General features: G+C 66.2%; 25 protein-coding genes and 1 pseudogene. 24 read left to right on the top strand and 2 right to left on the bottom strand.

Annotated elements, in window-relative coordinates:
• Nucleotides 1-121 precede the first annotated feature (121 nt).
• Together E1832_RS04075 and E1832_RS04070 are read right to left on the bottom strand one after the other, a co-directional pair.
• The gene (locus tag E1832_RS04075; protein WP_245513811.1) at nt 122-352 is read right to left on the bottom strand and encodes a hypothetical protein; all 231 of its coding nucleotides are present in this window, start codon (nt 350-352) and stop codon (nt 122-124) included.
• Nucleotides 353-634: 282 nt separating this feature from the next.
• Nucleotides 635-931: a helix-turn-helix domain-containing protein gene (locus tag E1832_RS04070; protein ID WP_133358457.1), complete on the bottom strand. Its 297-nt coding sequence runs from the start codon at nt 929-931 to the stop codon at nt 635-637.
• 89 nt (nt 932-1020) lie between these two features.
• Here E1832_RS04070 and E1832_RS04065 point away from each other — a divergent pair, with 89 nt between their 5' ends.
• From E1832_RS04065 to E1832_RS03950, 24 genes and pseudogenes are all read left to right on the top strand, one after another.
• Nucleotides 1021-1248, top strand: coding sequence for a hypothetical protein (locus E1832_RS04065; protein ID WP_133358456.1), 228 nt, complete (start codon nt 1021-1023; stop codon nt 1246-1248).
• Nucleotides 1245-1574 (top strand): hypothetical protein, encoded by a 330-nt coding sequence (locus tag E1832_RS04060; RefSeq protein ID WP_133358455.1) that lies wholly within the window; start codon nt 1245-1247, stop codon nt 1572-1574. The genes E1832_RS04065 and E1832_RS04060 overlap by 4 nt, the downstream gene beginning before the upstream one ends.
• Entirely contained in the window at nt 1571-1819 is a 249-nt protein-coding gene (locus tag E1832_RS04055) for a hypothetical protein (protein ID WP_133358454.1), read from the top strand. Before E1832_RS04060 ends, E1832_RS04055 begins: the two co-directional genes overlap by 4 nt.
• Complete coding sequence (locus tag E1832_RS04050) at nt 1816-2457, top strand: hypothetical protein (protein ID WP_245513809.1); 642 nt, start codon at nt 1816-1818, stop codon at nt 2455-2457. The genes E1832_RS04055 and E1832_RS04050 overlap by 4 nt, the downstream gene beginning before the upstream one ends.
• A 230-nt stretch (nt 2458-2687) precedes the next feature.
• Nucleotides 2688-3272 carry a hypothetical protein gene (locus tag E1832_RS04045; protein WP_133358453.1) on the top strand — a complete coding sequence of 195 codons (585 nt, stop codon included), beginning with the start codon at nt 2688-2690 and terminating at the stop codon, nt 3270-3272.
• Nucleotides 3269-3949 carry a hypothetical protein gene (locus tag E1832_RS04040; RefSeq protein ID WP_133358452.1) on the top strand — a complete coding sequence of 227 codons (681 nt, stop codon included), beginning with the start codon at nt 3269-3271 and terminating at the stop codon, nt 3947-3949. Before E1832_RS04045 ends, E1832_RS04040 begins: the two co-directional genes overlap by 4 nt.
• Before the next feature lie 98 nt (nt 3950-4047).
• Nucleotides 4048-4464, top strand: coding sequence for an HNH endonuclease (locus E1832_RS04035; RefSeq protein WP_206020999.1), 417 nt, complete (start codon nt 4048-4050; stop codon nt 4462-4464).
• A gap of 53 nt (nt 4465-4517) precedes the next feature.
• Complete coding sequence (locus E1832_RS04030; protein WP_133358451.1) at nt 4518-4967, top strand: hypothetical protein; 450 nt, start codon at nt 4518-4520, stop codon at nt 4965-4967.
• Between the two features lie 4 nt (nt 4968-4971).
• Nucleotides 4972-6744 (top strand): terminase large subunit, encoded by a 1773-nt coding sequence (locus E1832_RS04025; protein ID WP_133358450.1) that lies wholly within the window; start codon nt 4972-4974, stop codon nt 6742-6744.
• Nucleotides 6745-6747: 3 nt separating this feature from the next.
• Complete coding sequence (locus E1832_RS04020; protein WP_133358449.1) at nt 6748-7959, top strand: phage portal protein; 1212 nt, start codon at nt 6748-6750, stop codon at nt 7957-7959.
• Nucleotides 7959-8441, top strand: a pseudogene (locus E1832_RS04015) (HK97 family phage prohead protease); the annotation flags it as partial. The gene E1832_RS04020 and the pseudogene E1832_RS04015, both read left to right, overlap by 1 nt.
• A 229-nt stretch (nt 8442-8670) precedes the next feature.
• Entirely contained in the window at nt 8671-9876 is a 1206-nt protein-coding gene (locus E1832_RS04010) for a phage major capsid protein (RefSeq protein WP_133358447.1), read from the top strand.
• A gap of 89 nt (nt 9877-9965) precedes the next feature.
• Nucleotides 9966-10205, top strand: a complete 240-nt coding sequence (locus tag E1832_RS04005; protein WP_133358446.1) for a hypothetical protein — start codon at nt 9966-9968, stop codon at nt 10203-10205.
• A gap of 7 nt (nt 10206-10212) precedes the next feature.
• Nucleotides 10213-10818 carry a head-tail connector protein gene (locus E1832_RS04000; RefSeq protein WP_133358445.1) on the top strand — a complete coding sequence of 202 codons (606 nt, stop codon included), beginning with the start codon at nt 10213-10215 and terminating at the stop codon, nt 10816-10818.
• Nucleotides 10815-11165: a head-tail adaptor protein gene (locus E1832_RS03995; protein ID WP_133358444.1), complete on the top strand. Its 351-nt coding sequence runs from the start codon at nt 10815-10817 to the stop codon at nt 11163-11165. Before E1832_RS04000 ends, E1832_RS03995 begins: the two co-directional genes overlap by 4 nt.
• Nucleotide 11166: 1 nt before the next feature.
• Nucleotides 11167-11649, top strand: coding sequence for an HK97-gp10 family putative phage morphogenesis protein (locus E1832_RS03990; protein ID WP_133358443.1), 483 nt, complete (start codon nt 11167-11169; stop codon nt 11647-11649).
• Nucleotides 11649-12005 carry a gp17 family tail completion protein gene (locus E1832_RS03985; RefSeq protein ID WP_133358442.1) on the top strand — a complete coding sequence of 119 codons (357 nt, stop codon included), beginning with the start codon at nt 11649-11651 and terminating at the stop codon, nt 12003-12005. The genes E1832_RS03990 and E1832_RS03985 overlap by 1 nt, the downstream gene beginning before the upstream one ends.
• Nucleotides 12006-12055: 50 nt before the next feature.
• Complete coding sequence (locus tag E1832_RS03980; protein WP_133358441.1) at nt 12056-12502, top strand: hypothetical protein; 447 nt, start codon at nt 12056-12058, stop codon at nt 12500-12502.
• The gene (locus E1832_RS03975) at nt 12499-12867 is read left to right on the top strand and encodes a hypothetical protein (RefSeq protein WP_133358440.1); all 369 of its coding nucleotides are present in this window, start codon (nt 12499-12501) and stop codon (nt 12865-12867) included. The genes E1832_RS03980 and E1832_RS03975 overlap by 4 nt, the downstream gene beginning before the upstream one ends.
• Before the next feature lie 137 nt (nt 12868-13004).
• The gene (locus E1832_RS03970; RefSeq protein ID WP_133358439.1) at nt 13005-13208 is read left to right on the top strand and encodes a hypothetical protein; all 204 of its coding nucleotides are present in this window, start codon (nt 13005-13007) and stop codon (nt 13206-13208) included.
• Nucleotides 13209-18206 (top strand): hypothetical protein, encoded by a 4998-nt coding sequence (locus tag E1832_RS03965; protein WP_133358438.1) that lies wholly within the window; start codon nt 13209-13211, stop codon nt 18204-18206.
• Nucleotides 18206-19111 (top strand): hypothetical protein, encoded by a 906-nt coding sequence (locus E1832_RS03960; protein ID WP_133358437.1) that lies wholly within the window; start codon nt 18206-18208, stop codon nt 19109-19111. The genes E1832_RS03965 and E1832_RS03960 overlap by 1 nt, the downstream gene beginning before the upstream one ends.
• Nucleotides 19112-19124: 13 nt before the next feature.
• The gene (locus E1832_RS22855; RefSeq protein ID WP_245513808.1) at nt 19125-21218 is read left to right on the top strand and encodes a peptidase G2 autoproteolytic cleavage domain-containing protein; all 2094 of its coding nucleotides are present in this window, start codon (nt 19125-19127) and stop codon (nt 21216-21218) included.
• Nucleotides 21219-21285: 67 nt separating this feature from the next.
• Complete coding sequence (locus tag E1832_RS03950; RefSeq protein WP_133358436.1) at nt 21286-21615, top strand: phage holin family protein; 330 nt, start codon at nt 21286-21288, stop codon at nt 21613-21615.
• Nucleotides 21616-21692 lie beyond the last annotated feature (77 nt).

Below are 21692 nucleotides of genomic sequence, written 5' to 3'. Positions count from 1 at the left end.
CCAGCCCGCGCCGCCTTGCTGTCGTCGTCATGTGAGGCGCGCAGGCGGGCCGCGCGGGTTTGCCGCTCTGGTTCGGGGACTACGTTGCCTGTCGGTCGGGATCGCGAGAGCCGGGACCGGGTCAAGCCACATGGCGACGGCGGACGGGGATGTTCTTTTCCTGGATGACGTCGCGGATCTTCTGCCCTGTGCGGAGCAGGGTCTGCTCGATCGGTTCAGGCTCTGGCCGGTCGACGAGATGCTGGGGGGAGAGGCGGGCCGGGTTGAACCCCTGACCGCGCCCGGCCTTCATGGCCGCCCAGGCAGCGGCGAACTGGGCCGGATCATCCACAAAATCCTCGGGCGATCCCACGATCCGGCGGGCATCCCGCAACACGGTTGTCTTAAAGTCTCGCATTCAATCCTCCATCGGTTGATGGGGGTAGAGAGATACGAAAAAATCGCATCAGTCAACATAGAAATACGAAATAACCGTAATTTGGAAGGACTACTTCGGGTTGCAAACGCTTTGTTAATGAGAATAAAACGTGAACATGGTGGGGGAATCGTATGTTGCCGAGGGCTATTGCTGCCGTCCTTGTTCCGTTGGGCGTGAATTTGAACTGGGTATTCGCACCTGTTCTCTGGTGGCGAGTTAGTCGAGGTGCTTCGCTATCTCTCGAAGAACGTCGGCGGGCAGCCTTGCGGGGTCACCGCCCAGGATGAAGTTGAAATCAACCTGAAAGGCCGAGAGAAAATAGGACATTAGCCTGACGGAAGGCGCACCGGACTGCTCTTGAGAGCGAAAGGTTGTGTATTTGATGCCAGCGTTTTCGGCGAGTTCTTTCTGTGACATTCCCGTCATAAGGCGAGCTGCCACAAGGCGTTTGTGGATTGCTTCCGGGGAGGTGTCACCGCGGCGACATATGCGTTCGATCTCTAGATAGTCCATGGTACAGCTATCGCGGAGATACGATAAAATCGCATCAAGTTAGTTTCGCACACTTGTAAATACGAAATTATCGCACTACGCCTGTGGTCATGAGCACTCGTGACCTGATCCAAGCCCTGGGCGGCTACCGCGCTGTTGCGCTGCGCCTGAACAAGAAGCCGACAACGGTGCATACGCATATGCAGGACGGGGTGATGCCCGCTGCGTGGTATGATGCCATTTGCCAGATGGCGCGGGAGCAGCAGGTGGCCGAGCCGCCGCGTGCGCTGTTTTCCTTCCTCAAGGTGCCACCCCCGCCGGCCGAGGCCGCCGCATGAGCCGCCCGCCGCGTCTGACCCTGATAGTGAACAATGATGCGCCATGTCCCGGGGATAACCCGGGGTCCGGGCAAAGCTCTTGGTCCAATCGGTTTGAACCCTATGCGCTGAGGGCGGGGGCCGCTGACCTCTGGTCGGCCTATTTCCACGCCCGGTTCAACAGCCCGCGCGAGGTGGCGCTGTTTTTCGATGTCAGCTTCCAGACCGCGCTGAACTGGTGGGGGGCGGTGACGGCGCCGGCCAGCCATATCGCACTTCTGGTGCTGCTGACCGACCCGGGCGCGCCGGGGTTCTTTCATGACGAACTGAGGAGGGCCGCCGCATGACTGCGCGGATTGAACGGATTGCCTATCAGATCTGGTGGCTGACGCGGGAGACGGCAGGGGATTGCACCCTTGTCGATCTGGCCGCGTTCACCGGCGCCAGCCCGGCAACCTGCCGCAACATTTGCATGACCCGCGGCTGGGGGCACCGCTATCGCCGCCAGGCGTTGGCGGGCCGGTGGCGCGCGTCGAACGCCACCCCTTGCCAGTCGGGCAGGGTGCGCGACCTGACCGAGGTGTTCGCATGACAGTCCGATCCGCCCTTTTCCACCCGGTCCCGACCGAGGATCTGCCGGAGTACCCGCTGACCTCGGATGACCGGCTCAACAGCCACTATTTCATGGTCTGGGAACGGCGCCGATGGCTGAACTCGGACATGCGCCTGAAGGCCACGCCGGAGTGCCGGGGGCTGTATTTCGACCTGATCAACATCGCCTATGACAACTCGCCGATCGGGACGCTGCCCACGGACCTCGATGTGCTGGCAAAGCTGGTCTTTGTCGAGCCGAGCCATTTCCGGGCGCTCTGCGCGCTGGAATACGGGCCGCTGCACAAATGGGAACCGTGCCTGTGTGACGGCGGTGAGATCCGCCTGATGCATGCGACGGTTCTTCGGTCTCTGGTCGAGGCGATCTCGCGGCGCGAAGACAACCGGGCGAAGATGGATGCCGCCAATATCTCGAAACGGCTGCAGCGCCTGCGCTCGACCGTCGCGGGCCTGCATATCGAGATGAGCAAGAACGATGCGGCGATCCGCTGGATCGACGAATGGCTGCTCGACAAGGGGTGCGCCTATCGCAGCACGTCCTGGGTCGAAAAGGCGATGGCGGCCTGGTCGGCCCACATGATGGATCTGACCGGACGCCGCCTGCAGAGGGGCCAGTAAAGCCGGCGCGCAGACTGTCCGCAGGACAGTTCGCGGACACTTGAGGACAGTGTCAGGACAGAGTGTCGGAAAGTTGGCTTTAAAACAGAGGCTTACGGAAACTGTCCTGAAGTGTCCTGCACGACAGAGACAAAGACAGAGACAAAACAGGACAACAGGCCGGTCGCGCCAGACCTGCGGCGCCCCGCCTGTGGATAAGTCGGATTTGCTGAGAAAGGAGACAGAGGGCGATGGATGCAAAAGAGCAGGCGGCGGGCGAGAGGCGGGTGCAGGAAACCCTGATCGCACCGCTGGAGGCGCTGGGGCTGGCCAGGCCGTCGACGGCGACCCTGGCGAAGTTCGAGGTCATGAAGAAGGAGCTGCGCCAGAAGCTGGCCTATATGAGCGAGGACGGGCTGGTCACCTTGCGGCAATGGGTCGAGGCGCATCCCGAGGGCAGGAACGGGGACCGGTTCCCGATCCCGCTCAAGATCCTCGCCCGGGCGCGGGACATCGAGGTGCCGGAGACCGGCCCGTCGCCGCTGATGCTGAACGTGTTCCGGGACGTTCTGGGGCTGACCGCGATCCGCGAGGGCTGGGCGCCTGAGCTGCTGGAGTTCATCACGGCGGGGCGGGAATGGCCGGGGCGATGGAGCCAGACCAAGCTTCGGGAACGCGCGGACACCCCGGTGCGCCGGCTGGCCGATATCGAGATGCGGCTGGCCCGGGGCGATCGGATCAGCGCGGTGGAGGAGGCGTTTCGCGCCCGGCGCCGGGCGGCCTTGGGCAAATGCCAGGCCATCGCGGATCAGGCCCGCGCGAAGGGGGCGGCATGAGCAGAATGGAGCGCAGGATGGCGGGCATCGCGGTGACGCGCGGGGCGGCGAAGCGGCCGGTCGCGATCGTCGATCTGTTGGACTGGGCGTTTGCCCGGGAAAAGGTGCGGCTGGACTTCGATGCGGGCGAGGATGGCATGCAGGCCTGGGGCTATGGCTATGTCTCGTCGACGGCGGCGATCATCCGGCATGAACAGCTTGGATGCCGGGTCGATGGCGGCGGCTCATCGCCCTGTCACCCGGATGCCGATACGGTGGCGGCGGCGGTGGCGGCGCTGCCCGAGGGCTGCGGCGGCCGGCGCATGGCCATCTGGATCGCCGAGCTGGCGCGGGCGGGGCAGGTGCCGGATTGCATGGCCGATGCGCGACCGATCTGCGAGCCGGTGGACTGGCAGTGCAACCGGCATGGGTGGTCGGCGAAATCTGTGGTGGTCGATCGGATCGAGACGCCCGGACGGGGCGGACGGATGGTGCAGTGCGACGTGCGGCTGTGCCCGGTGCGCTATCGCAACTCGGCGCAGGAGATCGCGGCGGCGCGGCGGCGCTGGCTGGGCTGGTGGGGCGCGCTGCGGGATCTGCGCGAGACCTTTCGGATCTACGGCGGGTTGACGGCTTTCGAGGTCACCGAGGTGATGCCGCCGAGGCAACCGTGGAAAAAGGGGTTGACGAAATCCTAGCCCGATTGACATAATACCAGCGAACCGAATTGCGCCCGGCAGGAGAAATCCCGCCGGGCGCTTTCGTTTGACCCTCAGACAGTATCGAAAGGGGCGCCATGCCCAGAAAGCCCTGTGCGCAGCCCGGGTGTTCGCGGCTGGTCGAGGTTGCGACCGGGTATTGCGCGGCGCATGCCCGATCGGAAAAGCAGGACCGGGACCGGCCCTCGGAGGCGCAACGCCGGGAGGGCCGGCCAAGCCGGACGTGGTATGCGAGCAAGGGCTGGCGGGGCAAGGGCGGGCGGCGGCTGCGGCAGCTGGAGGCCGAGCCGCTGTGCCGGCTGTGCCCGGATCACTCAAAGCAGCTGGCCACGGTTGCGGACCATGTGGTGCCGCACCGGGAGGATTATGGGCTGTTCTGGTTCGGGGCGCTGCAGTCGCTCTGCAAGTCCTGCCATGACAGCAAGAAACAGCGGGCTGAGAAGCGCGCAGGCCGGGCCGGGGGGGCGTTGAACCTTCCCGGGCTCCGGGCGTGAAACCGGCGGGGATAAGCGGATTTTTCCGCGCAGAAATTTAGGAGGGGGGGGGGATGCAGAACAGTGGAACCGAGATGCAGAAGCTGGTCGATCGCCTGGGCGGCTGGCCTCCTCATTTTGACGATGTGGAGCGGGGGCATGGCGAAAGCCTGCTGCGGTATCTGAGGCGCGACGGGCTGGTGGATGAGCCGGTGTTCGGTCAGGTGGTGCGCTATGCGGTGCACCGGGCGGCGTTTGACCGGCTGTCGGTGCTGATCGTGGACGAGGGGTTCGAGGCGACCGAGGGGAACTTCCTGTCGGGGCTGTGCCAGCAGCGGGCGTTTCACGAAAACCGCCTGGCGGCGCTGGAAAAGGAGCTGCTGGGCACGCCCTATGTGCGGGCCAAGACCGGGATGGGCGCGCAGACCTCGTTCATGGATCTGCTGGGCGATGCCGGGCGGGCGGAGGCGGGCGGCAAGGTGACGCCGTTCAAACCGCTGACGCGCCGGGCGGGGCGCGGGTAGCGCGATGGCGGAGAGCTTGGTGGAAACGCCGGTCACGCAACGGGCGTTTGACTGGGTGGACGGAATCCTGTCGGGGCGGATCCCGGCCTGCAAGCGGATCCGGCAGGCCTGCGAGCGGTTTCGCCGGGATCTGACGCGGGCCGGCACGGACCAGTTTCCCTATGTGTTCGATGCCGAGGCCTCGGAGCACATGTGCGCCTTCATGGAGACGCTGCCGCATATCGAGGGGGCCTGGGCGGCGCGCGGCGACACGCTGGAGCTGCTGGGCTGGCAGGCGTTCCTGATCGGGCAAATCGGCGGCTGGCGGCATATGCTCAGCGGGCTGCGCCGGTTTCGGACCGCCTATGTGGAGGTGCCGCGCAAGAACGGCAAATCCACGCTGCTGGCCGGGGTGGGTCTGTATTTCCTGGGGGCGGACGGGGAGCCGGGGGCGAAGGTCTATTCGGCGGCGGCCTCGACGCACCAGGCGCGGATCGTGTTTGACGCGGCGCGGGTGATGGCGCTCACCGGGGAGTTTGACGGCACCGGCCTGGACGAGCTGCTGGGGCTGACGGTGGAGGAGCACAAGATCAAGACGCCGGATCCGGCGGCGGTGTTCCAGCCGATTGCGAGCCAGACCAAATCGAAGGACGGCAAGAACCCGCATTGCGCGATCGTCGATGAGCTGCACGAGCACGACAAGCGGGACGTGTGGGATTCGATGGCCTCGGCGCTGGGGGCGCGGGAACACCCGCTGCTGATCGCGATCACCACGGCGGGGTACAACACCGGCGGGATCTGCTTCGAGCAGCGCAAATACGTGCAAAGCCTGCTCGAGGGCACACGGGAGAACGATCGCTACCTGGGGCTGATCTTCGAGGCCGACGAGGGGGACGAGCCGGGCGATCCGGCCACCTGGGAGAAGGCCAACCCGAGCCTCAATGCGGCCAAGTCGATCGAGTACATGCAGGACGAATGGGAGAAGGCGACGGCGAGCCCGGCGGCGATGGGGGAGTTCCTGCGCAAGCATCTGGACATCTGGACCAGTGTCGGCGCGGCGGCGCTGGACATGGAGGCCTGGCGGGCCAGCGAGGATGCCACGCTGCGGCTGTCGGATTTTGCCGGGCGCAAGGGCTATCTCGGGGTCGACCTGGCCACCCGGCATGACCCGGCCAGCGTGACGCTGGTGATCCCGGACGAGGGGGATCCGGGCAAGGGGCCGCTGCGGGTGTTCAGCTGGCATTTCCTGCCCGAGAAGGTGGTCGATGCGCCGGGCAACGAGCATCTCTGGGGCTGGAAGAAGGACGGATTTGTCCACACCACGCCGGGGGCGGAGCTGGATCTGCGCATTGTCGAGGCGCTGGTTCTGCAGCTGGCCGGGCTCGGGGATGGCAGCTGGGGCTGGGGCGATCTGCCGGCGCTGGACATTGAAATGGTGATCTATGACGCGCTCTTTGCCTCGCAGATGGCGGCGGCCTGGGAGGCGGCGGGGCTGACTGCGGTGGAGCTGCGCTCGCGCGCCTCGAACCTGAACGAGCCCTTCAACAAGCTGATCGCGGCGGTGGAGGATCGCCGGCTGATCAATGACGGCAATCCGGTTCTGACCTGGATGGCGGGCAACACGCTGCTGAAGCAGGTGCAGGGCGGCGATTACATCTATCCGGCCAAGCTGGTGCCCGAGGACAAGATCGACGGGATCGTGGCGCTGATCAATGCGCTCTGGCCGCTGATCCAGGTGGCCGAGGACACCGGCGCGCAGGATCGCCGCAACAGTTTTTTCATGTCGCTGGGAGCGTAGAGCATGGGGTTGATCGGCAAGGCGCTGTCGCTGGTCGGGGTGCAGCGCAAATCCGCGGGTGCGGTTCGCTGGGCGGATGCGCCTGCCCGCGACGGGCACAGCGGCCATGCGGGCGAGGTGGTCAGCGCGCGCTCGGGGCTTGGCCTCTCGGCGGTCTGGGGCTGCGCCAACCTGATCAGCGGCACGCTGTCCTCGCTGCCGTTCGAGGTGCTGCGCCGGGACGGGGCCGGGTTTCAGGAGGTGGACGCCGGGCACCCGCTGCATGCGGTGATCCATGAGAGCCCGAACTTCGATCAGACGGCGCTGGATTTCTGGGACTTCATGAACCTCTCGATCGAGCTCTGGGGCAATGCCTATGCCTCGGTGCAGCGGCGCGAGGGCAAGATCGTGGCGCTCTATCCGGTGGCGCCGGAGGCGATGCGCGTGCGGCGGCTGGAAAGCGGGCGGATCGAATACCGCTGGAGCGATGAGGGCAAATCCTTCGTCCGGCTGGACCGGGATGTGTTCCATATCCGCGGCCCGGGCGGCAATGCTCTGGGGGGCATGTCGACGCTGCGGTTCGGGGTACAGGCGTTTTCCTCGGCGCTGGCCGCCGATCGCGCGGCGGCGGGGATGTTCCGCAACGGGCTGCGCCCCTCGGGGGTGATCAAGTTCAAGGAATGGCTGAGCCCGACCGAACGCGAGGCGGCGGATCAGATCGTCGGCAAGTATCTCGGGGCGGTGAACTCGGGCAAACCCTTCGTGGTGGAAGGGGGCATGGAATATGACCATCTGAGCATCTCGCCCGAGGATGCGCAGATGCTGGAAACCCGGCAGTTCTCGGTGGAGGAGATCTGCCGCTATTTCCAGGTGCCGCCGGCGCTGATCGGCCATGCCGGCAATGCGACCGCCTGGCCGACCAGCGTGGATCAGCAGGTGCTGATGTTCACCAAGTTCTATCTGCGGCGCCGGGTGAAGCGGATCGAGCAGGCGGTGCGCAAGCAGCTGCTGAGCCCGGCGGACCGGGCGGCGGGGGTCTCGGTGCGGATCAACATGGAGGGGCTGCTGCGCGGCGACAGCGCCAGCCGGGCCGGATTTTATCAGACCATGGTTCAGATCGGCGCGATGACCATCAACGAGGTGCGCCGGCTGGAGGGCCGCAAGCCGGTGGCGGGCGGCGATGAGGTGCGCATGCAGATGCAGAATATTCCGATCACGGGGACAGGAGAGAGCTGATGGCGATCGAGACAAAGGACATGGGCATCGATCTGTCGGCGGCCGGGCAGAGCGGCGCCATCGAGGGCTATGCGAGCCTCTTCGGGATCGAGGATCAGGGCGGCGATATCGTCGCGCCCGGGGCCTATGGGGCCAGCCTTGCCAGGCTGACGGGGGAGGCGCGCAAGGTGAAGATGCTCTGGCAGCATGATCCCGCCCAGCCGATCGGGGTCTGGGAGGAGGCGCGCGAGGATGAGCGCGGGCTCTGGGTGAAGGGGCGGATCCTGAGCGAGGTGGCAAAGGGGCGCGAGGCGCTGGCGCTGATCCGGGCGGGATCGATCGACGGGCTGTCGATCGGCTATCGCACGGTGGCCTCGAGCAAGACGGCGGCGGGCCTGCGGGTGCTGGAGCAGGTTGAGCTCTGGGAGGTGTCGCTGGTGACGTTTCCGATGCTGCCGCAGGCGCGGGTGGCGGCGAAATCCGATGTGCCGGCGCCGGTGATTGAAAAGTTCCGGGCCGGGGACCGGCTGACGGAGCGCGAGTTCGAAAAGCTGGCCAAGGGATTTGGCCTTTCGAACGCACAGGCGGAGCGTGCCGCGCGCATCCACCTGAAGGGGCAGGGGGAGCCTGCCAAAGCGGCGACTGAGGCCGGGGCCGAGGCGGTGGCGTTCTATTCTGCGCTGCTGGGGGCCTGAGCCAGACCAAACCTTAACATTCAAAGGAGGTTTCCCGATGTCGGGAGAAACCAGAACCGCTGCAGAGCTTGCAGCGGAAACGAAAGCTGCGTTCGATCGTCAGGTCGAGGCGGTGAAAGGGATTGCCGAAGAGGCGCTCGGCAAGGCACGGGCGGGCGAGGAACTGGGCCAGGCGATCAAGCAAAAGGCCGATGAGGCGCTGGTCGAAATGAACGGGCTCAAATCCAGCCTGGACGAACTCGAGCAAAAGCTCGACCGCTCGGGCGGCGGCGCGGCGCCGGCGGCCAAAAGCGTCGGGCAGCAGTTCATCGAGAGCGATGCGTTCAAGTCCTTCAGCACTGACGGGTTCGGGCGCAATTCGAAGGCGCGGATGGAGCTGAAGGCCTCGCTGACGCTGGCGACCACGGATACCGACGGCGCGGTCGGGGCCGGCGTGCCGGTCACCCGCCTGCCGGGGGTGCAGGAACTGCCGCAGCGGCGCATGACGGTGCGCGATCTGCTGTCGCCGGGGCGGATGGACGGCAATACGCTGGAATATGTGCAGGAGACCGGGTTCAACAACAACGCGGCTCCAGTGGCCGAGGGGGCGGCCAAGCCCGGCTCGGATATCAAGCTGGCGGAGAAATCGACCGGGGCCCGGGTCATCGCGCACCACATGAAGGTGTCGCGGCAGGCGCTGAGCGATGTCTCGCAGCTGCGCTCGATGATCGATCAGCGCCTGCTCTATGGGCTCGACTTCAAGGAAGAGTTCCAGATCCTGAACGGGGATGGCACCGGGCAGAACCTGCACGGGATCATTCCCAATGCGACCGCCTATGCGCCGGCGTTCGCACCGGCGGCGGAAACCGTGATCGACAAGCTGCGCCTTGCGATGCTGCAGGCGGCGCTGGCGGAATATCCGGCGACCGGGCATGTGCTGAACCCGATCGACTGGGCGCGGATCGAGCTGACCAAGAACGCCAATGAAGATTACATCATCGGCAATCCGCAGGGCAGCGCCCAGCCGATGCTCTGGCGCCTGCCGGTGGTTCAGACCCAGGCGATCGCGATGGACAAGTTCCTGACCGGGGCGTTCCGCATGGGCGGGCAGATCTTCGATCGCTGGGATGCCTCGATCGAGACCGGCTATGAGAATGACGATTTCACCCGCAACATGGTGACCATCCTGGCCGAGGAGCGGCTGGCGCTGGCGATCTACCGGCCCGAAGCCTTCATCTATGGCGATCTGGGCTACGTGGTCTGATCCGGCCTGATCGGTCTGATCTGAACCGATCCCCGGGGGGCGTGAGATCTGCGCCCCCCTTTTTCATGTGAGACAGCAGGAGAGGCGCGATGAGATACATCGTCAAACGCCCGCATCAGGGTGACCGGTGGTATGCCGAAGGGGCCGTGCGCGAGGCCGATGAGCGCGAGGTGGCGCATCTGGTGGCCAATGGCGTGCTGATGCCGGATGGGGGCCCGGATGAGGGCCCGGACGTGGCGGCGGCCGAAGGCGGGGCGCCGGCGGACAAGGCGGCGCGCATTCCGGAAACCGGGCAGCCTGTCCCTGCCGACCCCGAGCCGGCGGAGTAGCCCGGCGATGTGGCTGGAACGGCTCTCGGGGGGCAATGCGCCGCTGATCACGCTGGCCGATGCCAAGGACAAGCTGCGCATCATCGCGCCCGAGGGCGAGGATCCCGAGCTCGATGCTGAACTCACCCGGGCCATCGCGGCGGCCTCGGCGCATCTGGACGTGGATGCGGACGGGTTCGGCGGGCTGGGGTTTCCGCTGGTGGCGCAGCAGTGGCTGCGCCGGGGGGAGGGGTTCAGCGCGGATCTGCTGCGGCTGCCGTTTGCGCGGATCCTTTCGGTCGAGGCGCTGCGCTACCGGGCGGAAGACGGAAACATCGCGGTCGTGCCGCCGCAGGATTACGTTCTGGCCGGGCAGGGCCGGTTGCGCCGGATCGCACTGCTGCCGGGGCGGTCCTGGCCGGTTCCGGCGGATCGCCCTGACGCGGTGGAGGTGGCGTTCACGGCGGGGTTCGAGACGGTGGCGGCGGTGCCCGAGGATATCAAGGCGGCGGCGCGCGAGCTGGTGGTGCTCTATTACGATCACCCGCTGGCCGACGCGGCGCTTGGTATTCCGCGGCAGGTGCAGGAGGGGATCGACCGGCTGACCCGCCGCTACCGGGCGTTCGCGGCATGAGCGCCGGCGGGATCCCGCGGCGGGACCGGCTCGTTGTGCTGCTGCGGGCCAGCGTTGTGGAGAATGAGCTGGGCGAGGCGCTGCCGAGCGGCTGGGTGGAGCACGCCCGCGCGCGTGCTTCCTTTGCGCCGGTGAGCGATGGCGAGCGGCTGCGGGCGGCCGCGGTGGAGCAAAAGAGCGATGCGCGGTTTGTTCTGCGCTGGTCGCCGCGGCTGGCGCAGGTCACCGGGGCGTTCCGGCTGCGCTTTGAGGGCCGGGACTGGCAGATCACCGGCGTCAAGGCCATCGGCCGGCGGCGCTGGATCGAGCTGACCGCCTGGCGGCTGACGACAAGCGAAGGGGTGTGAGATGGCGGTCAGGATGAAGATCGAAGGGGCCGGCGATATCGAGCGGGCGCTGGCGGAGCTGGCGCGCGGCACCTCCAAGGGGGCAATGCGCCGGGCGATGAAGAAGACGCTGCAGCCGGTGGCGGAGATGGCCGATGCGGCCTCGCCCTTCACGGTCAAGGTGACCAGCAAGCTTTCGGCGCGCCAGGCGCGCGGCGCACGTGGCGATCGGGGCCGCAGCAAGGTGACGCTCTATGTCGGGCCGGTGCAGCCCGATGGCAGCGATGCGCCGCATGCGCATCTTTATGAGTTCGGGACGGTCGAGAGGATACAGACAAAGACCGGCAAATCGGTGGGCGTGATGCCGGCGCGCCCCTTCCTGCGGCCGGCCTGGGACGCCAATGCGGCCGGCATGCTGGAGGTGCTCAAGCGCGAGGTCTGGGCCGAAATCGAAAAGGCGACCGAGCGGGCCCGGCGCAAGGCGGCAAAAGCGGCGGGGCCCTGATGGAACGCGAGCTGATTGCCGCGCTGCGGCCGCTGGGGGCGCCGGTGGTCTGGGGCGTGTTCAGCCGGGATGTGGGCTATCCGCGCCTCACGCTGCAGCGGATCAGCACAAGGTCGGCGCATGCGCTGGACCGGCGGATGGGCAACGAGACCGCGCGGGTGCAGATCAACGTGCTGGCGCAGAGCTATGCCGGGACCGCCGCGCTGTCGCGGCGGGTCTCGCAGACCCTGACAGAGTTGCGCGGCGGATCGGTGATCCGCTGCTACGAGATATCGCGGCGGGACTCCTTTGAGCAGACCGGCGGCGATGTGATCCGGCTGCAGATGCTGGATGTTCTGGTGCGCTATCGCGCCTGAAACCCCGGGCCGCATGCGCGGCCCATTCAATGACAGAAAAGGAAATCCGAATGGATGGTTTCGCTATTCCGGCGGACCTGGTGACCGTTGAGTGGTCGCTGGATGACGTCGATCTGAACTTTGCGCCGATCCCCGGCATTGACACGGTGTTCATCCCCGAGGTCACCCAGGAATGGCGTGACCGCACCACGCTGAACACGCCGGGCCGGTTCAAGCAATACGGAAAGGGGCTGAAGGATACCTCGGAAGGCACCATCGGCTGCTTCTATTCCAAGGAGCTCTGGGAACAGGCCGCGGCGATGTCGGCGCAGGAAACCCCGATCTACATCCGCGTGACGTTTCCGCCCGATCCAGATCAGACCGCCGGCGATGTGTTCAAATACGCCACCCACATCATCCCGTCGCTGCCCTCGACCGACAAGAACGGCGACATGCGGACCGATCTGAAGCTGCGCCCGACCGGCGCGATCGCCTGGGTGAAAGGAGCGCTGGCATGATCAGCACGGTTGCGGTGAAGCTGGGCAAGAAGACCCACAAGCTCAAGGTCTCGATCCGGGCGCAGGTGCGGCTGGAGAAGGAGCACGGCAAGCAGATCGGCGATATCCTGCAGGATCTCTTTGGCGGCGCCGGCGGGGTGACGCTGGTGGCCTCGGTCTGGGCCGCCTGCCTGGCCGATGGCGCCGGCGTTCCGCTGGAAGAGGCGATGGATATCCTGACCGATCTGGGCGGGGCCAATGCCGGCTCGCCCTATCTGACCGAGGCGCTGCAATGCGCCTTTCCGTTTCTTCAGCCCGGCGAAGACGAGGCGGGCGAGGATGAGGCGGGCGAAGGGGGCGACACGGCGGGAAACGTCGCGGCGTAGACTGGGCCACCCTGTGGTCTGGGTGGGTCGAGCTGGGGCTTGATCCACCCGACTTCTGGCGGCGCAGTCTGCGCGAATACGATCTGATCACCCGGGCGCGGATCAAGGCGAAACACGCCGATGTGGAGGCGCGCCGGGTGCTCCACCAGGAACTGGGCATCCTGATCCAGTTCGCGTTTCACGATCCCAAACAGATGCCGGATTTCACCAGGGCGGGCCGCGAGGCGGACGGGTCTGGCGGTGGGTCCGGTGGGCCCCGCAAGCTGAGCGGGGCGCAGGCGGTCGAGGCGTTTCGGGCGCATCTGGTGCAGATGCACTATCACAACACGAAGGGGCGGTAAGTGGCTGCTATCATTGGCGCTCTTCGGGGCGTTCTCTCTCTGGATTCGGTTGCGTTCGAGACCGGCGCGAAACGATCCATGGCGACCATGGGCGACATGGAGCGCCGCATGGTTCGGATGGGCAACCGGTTGCAACAGGCCGGGCGCCGGGCGGCGCTCGGCCTGACCCTGCCGCTGTTGGGCGCTGCGACCGTGGCCGTGAAATCCAGCCTGACGGTGATCGATGCCCAGGCGAAAATGGCCCAGTCCATGGGCACGAGCGTGCGCTCGATGCAGGTGCTGGATCGGGCGGCGGATCTGTCGGGCGTGGCCATGGGCGAGGTCAGCCAGGCCACTATTCAGCTGACAAAACGTCTGTCGGATGTGGCCGCGACCGGCAAGGGGCCGGCGGCCGAGGCGCTGCGGACCCTGCATCTGCGGGCGCAGGATCTGCAAAAGCTGCCGCTGGACGAGCGCCTTGTCACGATTCAGGACGCGCTGGCGCAATATGTGCCCGAGGCGGAGCGCGCGGCGGTGGCCACGGCCCTCTTTGGAACCCGCGCCGGGATCACCTTTACCCGGATCGACAGCGCTGCCCTGCGCACGGCGAGCCGGGACGTGGAGCGTTTCGGGGTGGCGGTCTCCGAGGTGGACGCCGAACAGATCGAGGTGACCAATGATGCGATTTCCCGGCTGGGTCTGGTCGGGCGCGGGGTGGGCAATCAGCTGGCGGTGGGTCTGGCACAGCCGCTGGAAAACCTGGCGAACAAGGCCGCCGATGCCGCCGAATGGTTCGCGGGGCTGAGCGGCAAGACCAAACAGTTCATCGCCACGGGCACGGCGATCACTGCGGCGGCGGGCCCGGCAGCGATCGCCATCGGGGGGCTGATCAAGGGCGTGGTGGCGCTGCGCGGCGCGGTGCTGCTGACGCTGGGCCCCTGGGGCGTGCTGGCCGGCGGGATCGCAGCGGTCGGCGGCGCTTGGGCGAATTCGCTCCTGGCGGCTGAGAATTACGCGGTTGCGGTGCGCGGGCTGGCGTCCGCCCATGACACCCTGCTGGCTGCCACGGATGCGTTCTACAGCAACATGTCTGCAAAGAATGCCGAGGCGATGCGGCGGGCGGCGGAGGCGGCGAGAGATGCAACGCGCGAGGCGCTGGAGGCGGCGAAGGCTGAACTGAAGGCGGCATCCTTCGCGACGAATTTCTTCGGCGCCAGCCTTTGGGAAACCCCCCGTATGGCCGAAGCACGGGCCGCGATCGAGGAACTGGAGGCCGCGCTTGCCACGGCCGAGGCGCAGCTTGATGCCGCCGGTATTGCGGCTGACCGCACGGCCGGAAATCTGAATGCCGGGGCGCAGGCCAGCAGCTCCCTTGCCAGCGGTCTCTCGGTTGCAGCCGGACAAGCCGCGACGCTGAGTTCCTTTGTGTCGTCTCTGCCCGGGGCGCTGGCCGGTGCCGAGGCCAATATCGCGGGGCTCAAGGCCGGGATCGCGGTTCTGGCCGGCGGCGGAGATCAGGCGGCGGCGAACATCGCAAAGTACCGCGCCGAGCTTGAGGCATCGCTTCCTCCGATGGAGGACATCAAGGAGGAACAGCGGGACCTCGTTCGGGAGGGAATCGAGCAGAAAGTTGCGCTCTACGCCGAAGAACAGAAGCTGAGCGGAGAATATCAGAAGCAGCTTGGCGCGATCAACAAGCTGAAGTCTGCCGGCGGCGCTGCGGCCAAAGGCGCGCTCGCGCAGCTGTTGCAGGAAATCCGCCAGCGCAAGACGCTTGTCGGTCTGACCGGTCAGCAGCGGCGCGAATTCGAGGCGCTTTTGCAGGTCCAGCAGCGTCTTGGCAAGGAGGCGGCGGGTCTCAGCGATGAGCAGATCCGCAGCCTGTCGGGGCAGCTGGCCGGGATCGAGGAGCTTGAAGGCGCGTTGCAGCGGGTCGAAGACCTGCAAAAGCAATGGTCGGAACAGATCACCCGCACCGCGTTCGAGGGCGGCAATCTGGGCGATACGATCAAGGGCATGCTGAAGGACATCGCGTTCCAGCTCGCCCATGCGAAAATCGTTCTTCCCATCGTTGCCGAGGTCACAGGTTTTCTCGGGCTGGACAGGCTGTCGCTCCAGACCGGGGCGAACGGTGGGTCCGGCGGCGCATCTGGCGGCTCCGGCATCCTTGGCGGCCTGCTGGGGAGCGGTGGGCTGCTCGGCGGGCTGAGCAGCGGTGTCGGGATCGGGCTCAGCAACCTGTTCACCGGCGGCATCGGCAGCTACTTCGGCGGCATCGGGGCGCAGGCCGGAATGGTATTCGCCAACGGGTTCTCTGCATCCGCCCTCGGTGGCCTGATGGGCATGGCGGCACCGCTTGCAATCGTTGGCGCCGTTCTCGCCAAAGGTCTCAGCCAGAAATACGCCGGCAGCGGGATCCGCGGCGCCTTTGACGCCTCGGGCTTCGAGGGCTCCTCGATCGACTTCTACAAGGGCGGGTTTCTTCGCAAGAACCGTACCGATTACAAGGATGTAGACGAAAACCTTGAAGCGATGATGGATGGCGCGATGCGGGGCGTCGTGGCCAGCATCGAAGGCTATGCCGGGGTGCTGGATCTCAATGCACGCAAGATCCGCAAGATCACCGGGGCGGAGTTCACCCTCTGGACCAACGGCAAGTCCGAGGCGGAAATCCAGCAGGCGCTGAATTCAGAAATCACCAGCGTTGCCAATGAGATGGCGGCGCTTGTTCTGGGAACGGAGAAGTTCACCCGGGTTGGCGAGAGCGCGCTGGAGACGCTGGACCGTCTCGGCACCGGGCTGGGGGCGGTGAACGATGTGGCGGATCTGCTGGGGCATCGGGCGCTGGCGGTCTCGCTGGCCGGCGCCGATGCGGCCTCGATGCTGGTTGATCTCTTCGGCGGCACCGAGGCGATGGCGACGGCGGCCGCCGGGTATTTCGAGGCGTTCCATTCCGATGCGGAGCAAAACGAGACCGCTCTGCGCCGGCTGCGGGCGCAGTTCGCGGCGCTGAATGTCGCCATGCCGCAAAGCCGCGCCGGGTTCCGTGCGCTGGTCGAGGGGATCGATCTGGGCGGCGCGGCGGGGCGCAAGCTCTATGCGGGGCTGCTGTCTCTCTCGGGGGCGATGGATGCGGTGCTGCCGCAGCTTGCCAATCTGTCGCTTGGCGTCACCGGGCTGGTGGAGCGGATCGGCGGGGCGATGGCCGACCGGATCGAGACCGCCCGCGACATGGCGGCGGATGCCAGGGCGGCGGCCGAGCTCTGGTACAAGACGGCGCAATCGCTGCGGGATTTCAGGGAGGGCTTGCCAGAGGCGGGGCTCTCCGGGGCCAGCGAGGCCCAGGCGGGCGAGCTGCGGCGCAACCGGTTCGAGACGGCGCTCGATCTGGCGCGCGGCGGCGATGTGCAGGCGGCGCAGGATATCCCGGCGCTGGCACGCTCCTATCTGCAGGCGGCGCAGGCCGGGGCCTCGTCTTCGCTGGAGTACCGCCGGATCGCGGCGCAGGTGCAGGGCCAGGTGCAATTCATTGCCGGTCTGTCGGATCTGCAGGGCGCCAACCAGGACGTTCTTCAGGGGCTCTATGAGCGCCAGATCGAGGTTCTGACCAGCCTTGGCAATTTCCTTCAGCTCGAGGGGATGACCGATTCCGAGGTCTCCAGGCTGAGCCAGGGGGTGCAGGATCTGGCCGCCGACTGGGACGGCACGGTCGCCGCCTTTGAAACCTCTCTCAAGGGGCTCGAGACCGCGATCGCGGAGGCCGAGGCCTTCAGCTATGACGATCTGGTCGGGCAGCTGGATGTGGCGGTGTCGCTGTCGGGCACCGCGCCGGCGTGGCTGCGCAAGCTGGTGGGCGCGGCGGAGGGCGGGCTCCGCACCACGCTGGATTTCATCATTCGGCGCGATGACCTGACGCCGGATTTGCGGTGGATCGCGGTCCAGGGGCTCAAGGATCAGGTCCAGACACTCGATTTTGTCGTCCGCAAAGACCTGACCAAACGGCAGGCAAAGATCGCCCTGAAAACCGACGACGCGCTGCGGCGCGACATCCGGATGGTTGTCGTCAAAGACATCCCGGAGGAGGCAAAGCGGCTCGCTCTGGCAGAGGATAGCCGGCTGTCCCGACGGGTGAATATCACGCTGACCAAGGCGGGGGACACTGCCATCAGGAGGCTGAACCGGCTGCGCGACATGATCGGCGGCACCGGCGACGGCAAGATCACCTTTGATGGGGGGATTTCGTTCTCGCCGGCGGAGGCGTTTGAAACCCTCTTCGCGGACTCGGCCGACAAGGTCGCCGGGCTGCGCAAGCCGCTGTCGGGGCTGACCGGCATGCTGGACAAGCTGCGCGCGGCGGTGCGCGACGATATCGCCGATCGCAAGGCACAAGGCCGGATCGCCGCGCTCAACATCAAGGGCGCGGATCTGAAGGTGGACGTCAACGGGCGCAAATCCTCGGCAGCCTCGCTGGTGGATCAGGTCAGGGCGCTCGAGGCCTCGACCGGGGCGCAGCTGGCGCGGGCAGGGGGCAAGGATGCGATCCTGAAGCAGAACAAGGACGGCACGATCGCCTATCAGGCCGACTGGATCAGCGGCAGCGCCGAGGCGGTCACGGCCTTCAGGGCGGCATTCCACGGGCCGGGCGGGCTGGAGCAGCAGATCTTCGCGATCAACAAGGCGATCCGTGCCATCCCCGGGGATCGCGCCGCGCTGAAGGGGTTGCGCCAGCAGGTCATCGGTCTGGGCGGGATCCCGGGGTTTGCCGGCGGCGGCGCCCATATGGGCGGCTGGCGCGTGGTGGGCGAGCGCGGCTGGGAGCTGGAGAACACCGGCCCGAGCCGGGTGGTCAGCCATTCGGACACCATGGCGATGCTCGACAACCGCCAGGTGGTGGAGCGGCTGGACGGGCTGGCGCGGCAGGCGGCGGTGCAGGGCCAGAAGCTGGAGCTCTTCGTGCGCAAGATCGCCCAGCTGGTCGAGGGCTGGAATGACGACGGCCTGCCGGAGGTGCGGATCTGATGGAGCTCAATATCATCGCCCCGATGCTGATGAGCGAGGCGCATCTGGTGGCCTCGAACATCCCCGAGGATGACCATCCGGCCTGGGATGCGGGCACTACCTTTACCAAAGGGGCGAAGGTGATCTCGCCGCTGTCGCACCGGATCTACGAGAGCATGCAGGACGGCAATATCGCCCATGACCCGATCGGCGATGACGGCACATGGTGGCTCGATCTGCGCGCCACCAACCGCTGGAGCGCCTTTGACAATCGCCGCGCCAACCGGGCCAGCCGCACCGATCAGATCACCTATTCGATCGTGCCGACGATGGATTGCGATGCGATTTCCCTGTTCGGCCTGACCGCCGGGACCGTGCGGATCGAGGTCTGGGACGGCGCCTCGCGGATCTACGATCAGAGCTTTGTCATGGTCGACAAGGGCCGGGTGGTCAGCGCCTATACCTGGTTCTGGGGGGGCATCGCCTATGCCCGCCACAAGGTGCTGAACGGGTTCCCGGGCTATATCGGGCACCGGATCGACCTGACGATTTCCGCGCCGGGCGCCGTGGCCGAGGTCGGCCATATCATCCTGGGCCGCAACGATCTGATCGGGACCGTGCTGAACGGCGCCGAGGTTCAGCACGTCAGCCACAGCCGCAAGGACTATGACAGCTTCGGCGACGAGATGCTGGTCAGACGCGGCTCGACCCGGAAGATCACCATCCCTTTGCAGGTGCCGACGATCCAGGCCCCGCGCGTCATGGATGTGATCGCCGAGGTCGATGGGCTGGTGGTCTCTTTCTACGGCTCGCCCGACGGCGGGCTCTACGGGATCGAGGGGCTGGGCTTTGTCGATGACCACACCCAGCCGCTCGATGCCGCCGGCGACAGCGTCTTCACCCTTGTCATGAAAACCCTGAAATAGGAGCGATCCAGCGATGACCATGCCCGGCTTTTCCGAATGGCCGCCCATTCCCAACCGCAGCGCGCCGGAGGCCGATTTCGACGCCAAGATGTACGCGCTGTTCCAGCATTTCGCGACCACGCACCGCGCCGAAATGCTCGCCTTTCTGGACTGGCTGGCGAGCAACAGCACGGTGATCGGAGCCGCGCTCAACGCCACCACCATCGGGCTGACGGTGCCGGCCGCGGCAAAGTTCACCGCGCTGGAGGCGGCAAGCATCACCGGGGCGGCGGTGCAGTCCACCCCCACCGACGCCACCGCCGGGCGGCTACTGAAGGTGGGGGCTTTCGGGTGGGGCACCGGCACCCCGGCCACGCTCGACAATATCGACAGGCATGACCTCGTTAATGGGGTCTATAAGGTGGACAACAGCGTCACGCTCGGGACGTTGCCGTCTGTGACTACCACTATCAGTGACCTGGTGCTGGTCCTTCGCCCGGCCCCAAACCAAACGACGCAGATCTACTTTGTCCCGAATGACGGTGTAAGCCTTGTGCGAAAATCCAACAGCACGATCAGCTGGGGCGCCTGGAGGAAAATCGGCACCACCGGGGACGCGATGGACTTCGGCGCACTAACGGCAACCGATTTTGCACTGGCTTCTGTGGCACCCGCAATCCTGATGGAGGACACCAATGCCGGGGCCGACGAGGGCATATGGCGCATACTGGCGAACGGGGGTGTTTTGAGCCTGGAAGCTCTGAACGATGCGCGGACCCTTGCCAGCCCGGCGGTTAAGATCACTCGGACCGCACTGAGCCGCTTGATCAGTTCCGTCGCGCTCTTCACCAATAACGCTGAGCGTGTGCGTGTTGACGGATCTGGGAACTTTGGGCTCGGCACGGCATCCCCGGTCATGCTGATGGATGTTCAGTCCAGCACCCAAACCCTTATGGCCCGGCTCAAGTCCACGGCCAATACCAGCGCCTACATGCGGTTCGACGGCACCGGCACCTCCTTCCCCTACATCGGCCTTCTGGCCGGGATCGGAACGTTCGGGAATACCGACAACAACCCGATCCGGTTTCAGACGAACAGCTTGGAGAGGATGCGGATTGACGGGTCTGGAAACGTTGGGATCGGAACGACCACACCCGCATCTCCGTTTGATTTCCGAACCGCTCAAACCTCCGGGTGGCTAAGCCGGTTTTGGTCTACCGGGGCCACATTCGATAGTGTGGTGCAGTCTTTGATTGCGACCACGGCGGGAGCGACCTCCTTTTCCTTCCTGCAAGCCATTTCGGGCGGGCCTTCTGGCGACGTCGAATTTCGCCTCCGGGGCGATGGGGCGATATTTTCGGATCCCGGCACGATTTCGGCGGGCGCTGACCGGGCTGAGTGTGCGGAATGGCTCCCGCGCATCTTGGCCGAGATCATGGGCCGTGACATGCGCGGCGTGTCGGTGGTGCTGGAGGACGGCTATATCCGGCCCGCTGATCCGGGTGAGGAGCCGATCGGGGTCATCTCGGGCACCCATGACAGTCTCGGCAACGCCGCGCCGTTGAAATGGAACCAGAAGTACCTGAAAGACGACCTTGGGTCTTACCTCATGGAAGATTACGAGGTTGTCGAGTGGGTCGAAACCGTCACCGAGACCACGGCAGAAACCGTGCAGGCGACCGAGGATGTGACCCGCACCCGCGACGTGATCGAGATCGTGGACGGTGTTGCCGTCAAGCGCACGATCACTGAGACGGTTCAAGAGCCGATCTTTGACGAGTTCCCGATGGTGGATGAGGCCGGTAACGACCTTGGCACTCACCGCGAACCGCGCATGGTCGAGGTCGAGCGTGAGACCACGAAAGAGGTCCAGCACAGTTATGCGGTCGACGCGCTGCCCGAGGGCGTGACCGTGCCAGAGGACGCCACCCGCACCACGCAGCAGCGCAAGGTGCTGAACCCCGCCTATGACCCGAGCATCCCCTACACGCCGCGCCTTGAGCGCCCGGAATGGGATGCGGTTGGTGTCATCGGCATCTGCCGGGTATTGGCGGGCCAGCCGGTCGGGCCGCGCTGGATCCGGATGCGGGATGTCTCCGAGACCGTCGAGGAATGGTTGGTGCGCTGAGCGCCCCGAACAGTTGAGATCAAGGCACCCGCCGCGCGCGGGTTTTTTTGTGCCCGGAGGAAACAGGATGCACGACCCCACCCAACCCACCAGCCTGATCGGATGGATGCAGGCGATTTTCGGCGGTGGCGTGACCACCCTTATCGTGGCCGGTCTGGCCCGGTTGATCTGGCACGGGCAGGAGGCCCGGGCCGGGCGCCGCCCGTGGATCGGCTGGCATCTGGCCTGGGAGGCGCCCACGGCGGTGGCCATGGCGGTGGTGGCCGAGGCCGGCGCCTCCTGGGGCGGTCTGCCGCCGACCGTGACGACCGGCGTGGTCGCGGTGGTCAGCTACCTCGGCCCGCGCGGGCTGTTCGAGCTGATCGAGCGGCGCTGGGGCCCGGCGTCCAAACCCTGATCTGATCCCTGATCCGTTTTTTCTGCAATCGCCCCGCCCTGTGCGGGGTTTTTCTTTGGAGACATCCCATGCCTGAC

Origin of the sequence: Antarcticimicrobium luteum, assembly GCF_004358185.1 — a bacterium.
GTDB classification, from domain to species: Bacteria; Pseudomonadota; Alphaproteobacteria; order Rhodobacterales; family Rhodobacteraceae; genus Antarcticimicrobium; species Antarcticimicrobium luteum.
This window is presented reverse-complemented; position numbering and strand designations above follow the sequence as displayed.

Excerpts from the sequence above, each read along its gene's own strand:
- E1832_RS04070 (WP_133358457.1), bottom strand. The coding sequence starts at position 931 with ATGGACTATCTAGAGATCGAACGCATATGTCGCCGCGGTGACACCTCC.
- E1832_RS04065 (WP_133358456.1), top strand. The coding sequence starts at position 1,021 with ATGAGCACTCGTGACCTGATCCAAGCCCTGGGCGGCTACCGCGCTGTT.
- E1832_RS04060 (WP_133358455.1), top strand. The coding sequence starts at position 1,245 with ATGAGCCGCCCGCCGCGTCTGACCCTGATAGTGAACAATGATGCGCCA.
- E1832_RS04055 (WP_133358454.1), top strand. The coding sequence starts at position 1,571 with ATGACTGCGCGGATTGAACGGATTGCCTATCAGATCTGGTGGCTGACG.
- E1832_RS04050 (WP_245513809.1), top strand. The coding sequence starts at position 1,816 with ATGACAGTCCGATCCGCCCTTTTCCACCCGGTCCCGACCGAGGATCTG.
- E1832_RS04045 (WP_133358453.1), top strand. The coding sequence starts at position 2,688 with ATGGATGCAAAAGAGCAGGCGGCGGGCGAGAGGCGGGTGCAGGAAACC.
- E1832_RS04040 (WP_133358452.1), top strand. The coding sequence starts at position 3,269 with ATGAGCAGAATGGAGCGCAGGATGGCGGGCATCGCGGTGACGCGCGGG.
- E1832_RS04035 (WP_206020999.1), top strand. The coding sequence starts at position 4,048 with ATGCCCAGAAAGCCCTGTGCGCAGCCCGGGTGTTCGCGGCTGGTCGAG.
- E1832_RS04030 (WP_133358451.1), top strand. The coding sequence starts at position 4,518 with ATGCAGAACAGTGGAACCGAGATGCAGAAGCTGGTCGATCGCCTGGGC.
- E1832_RS04025 (WP_133358450.1), top strand. The coding sequence starts at position 4,972 with ATGGCGGAGAGCTTGGTGGAAACGCCGGTCACGCAACGGGCGTTTGAC.
- E1832_RS04020 (WP_133358449.1), top strand. The coding sequence starts at position 6,748 with ATGGGGTTGATCGGCAAGGCGCTGTCGCTGGTCGGGGTGCAGCGCAAA.
- E1832_RS04010 (WP_133358447.1), top strand. The coding sequence starts at position 8,671 with ATGTCGGGAGAAACCAGAACCGCTGCAGAGCTTGCAGCGGAAACGAAA.
- E1832_RS04005 (WP_133358446.1), top strand. The coding sequence starts at position 9,966 with ATGAGATACATCGTCAAACGCCCGCATCAGGGTGACCGGTGGTATGCC.
- E1832_RS04000 (WP_133358445.1), top strand. The coding sequence starts at position 10,213 with ATGTGGCTGGAACGGCTCTCGGGGGGCAATGCGCCGCTGATCACGCTG.
- E1832_RS03995 (WP_133358444.1), top strand. The coding sequence starts at position 10,815 with ATGAGCGCCGGCGGGATCCCGCGGCGGGACCGGCTCGTTGTGCTGCTG.
- E1832_RS03990 (WP_133358443.1), top strand. The coding sequence starts at position 11,167 with ATGGCGGTCAGGATGAAGATCGAAGGGGCCGGCGATATCGAGCGGGCG.
- E1832_RS03985 (WP_133358442.1), top strand. The coding sequence starts at position 11,649 with ATGGAACGCGAGCTGATTGCCGCGCTGCGGCCGCTGGGGGCGCCGGTG.
- E1832_RS03980 (WP_133358441.1), top strand. The coding sequence starts at position 12,056 with ATGGATGGTTTCGCTATTCCGGCGGACCTGGTGACCGTTGAGTGGTCG.
- E1832_RS03975 (WP_133358440.1), top strand. The coding sequence starts at position 12,499 with ATGATCAGCACGGTTGCGGTGAAGCTGGGCAAGAAGACCCACAAGCTC.
- E1832_RS03960 (WP_133358437.1), top strand. The coding sequence starts at position 18,206 with ATGGAGCTCAATATCATCGCCCCGATGCTGATGAGCGAGGCGCATCTG.
- E1832_RS22855 (WP_245513808.1), top strand. The coding sequence starts at position 19,125 with ATGACCATGCCCGGCTTTTCCGAATGGCCGCCCATTCCCAACCGCAGC.
- E1832_RS03950 (WP_133358436.1), top strand. The coding sequence starts at position 21,286 with ATGCACGACCCCACCCAACCCACCAGCCTGATCGGATGGATGCAGGCG.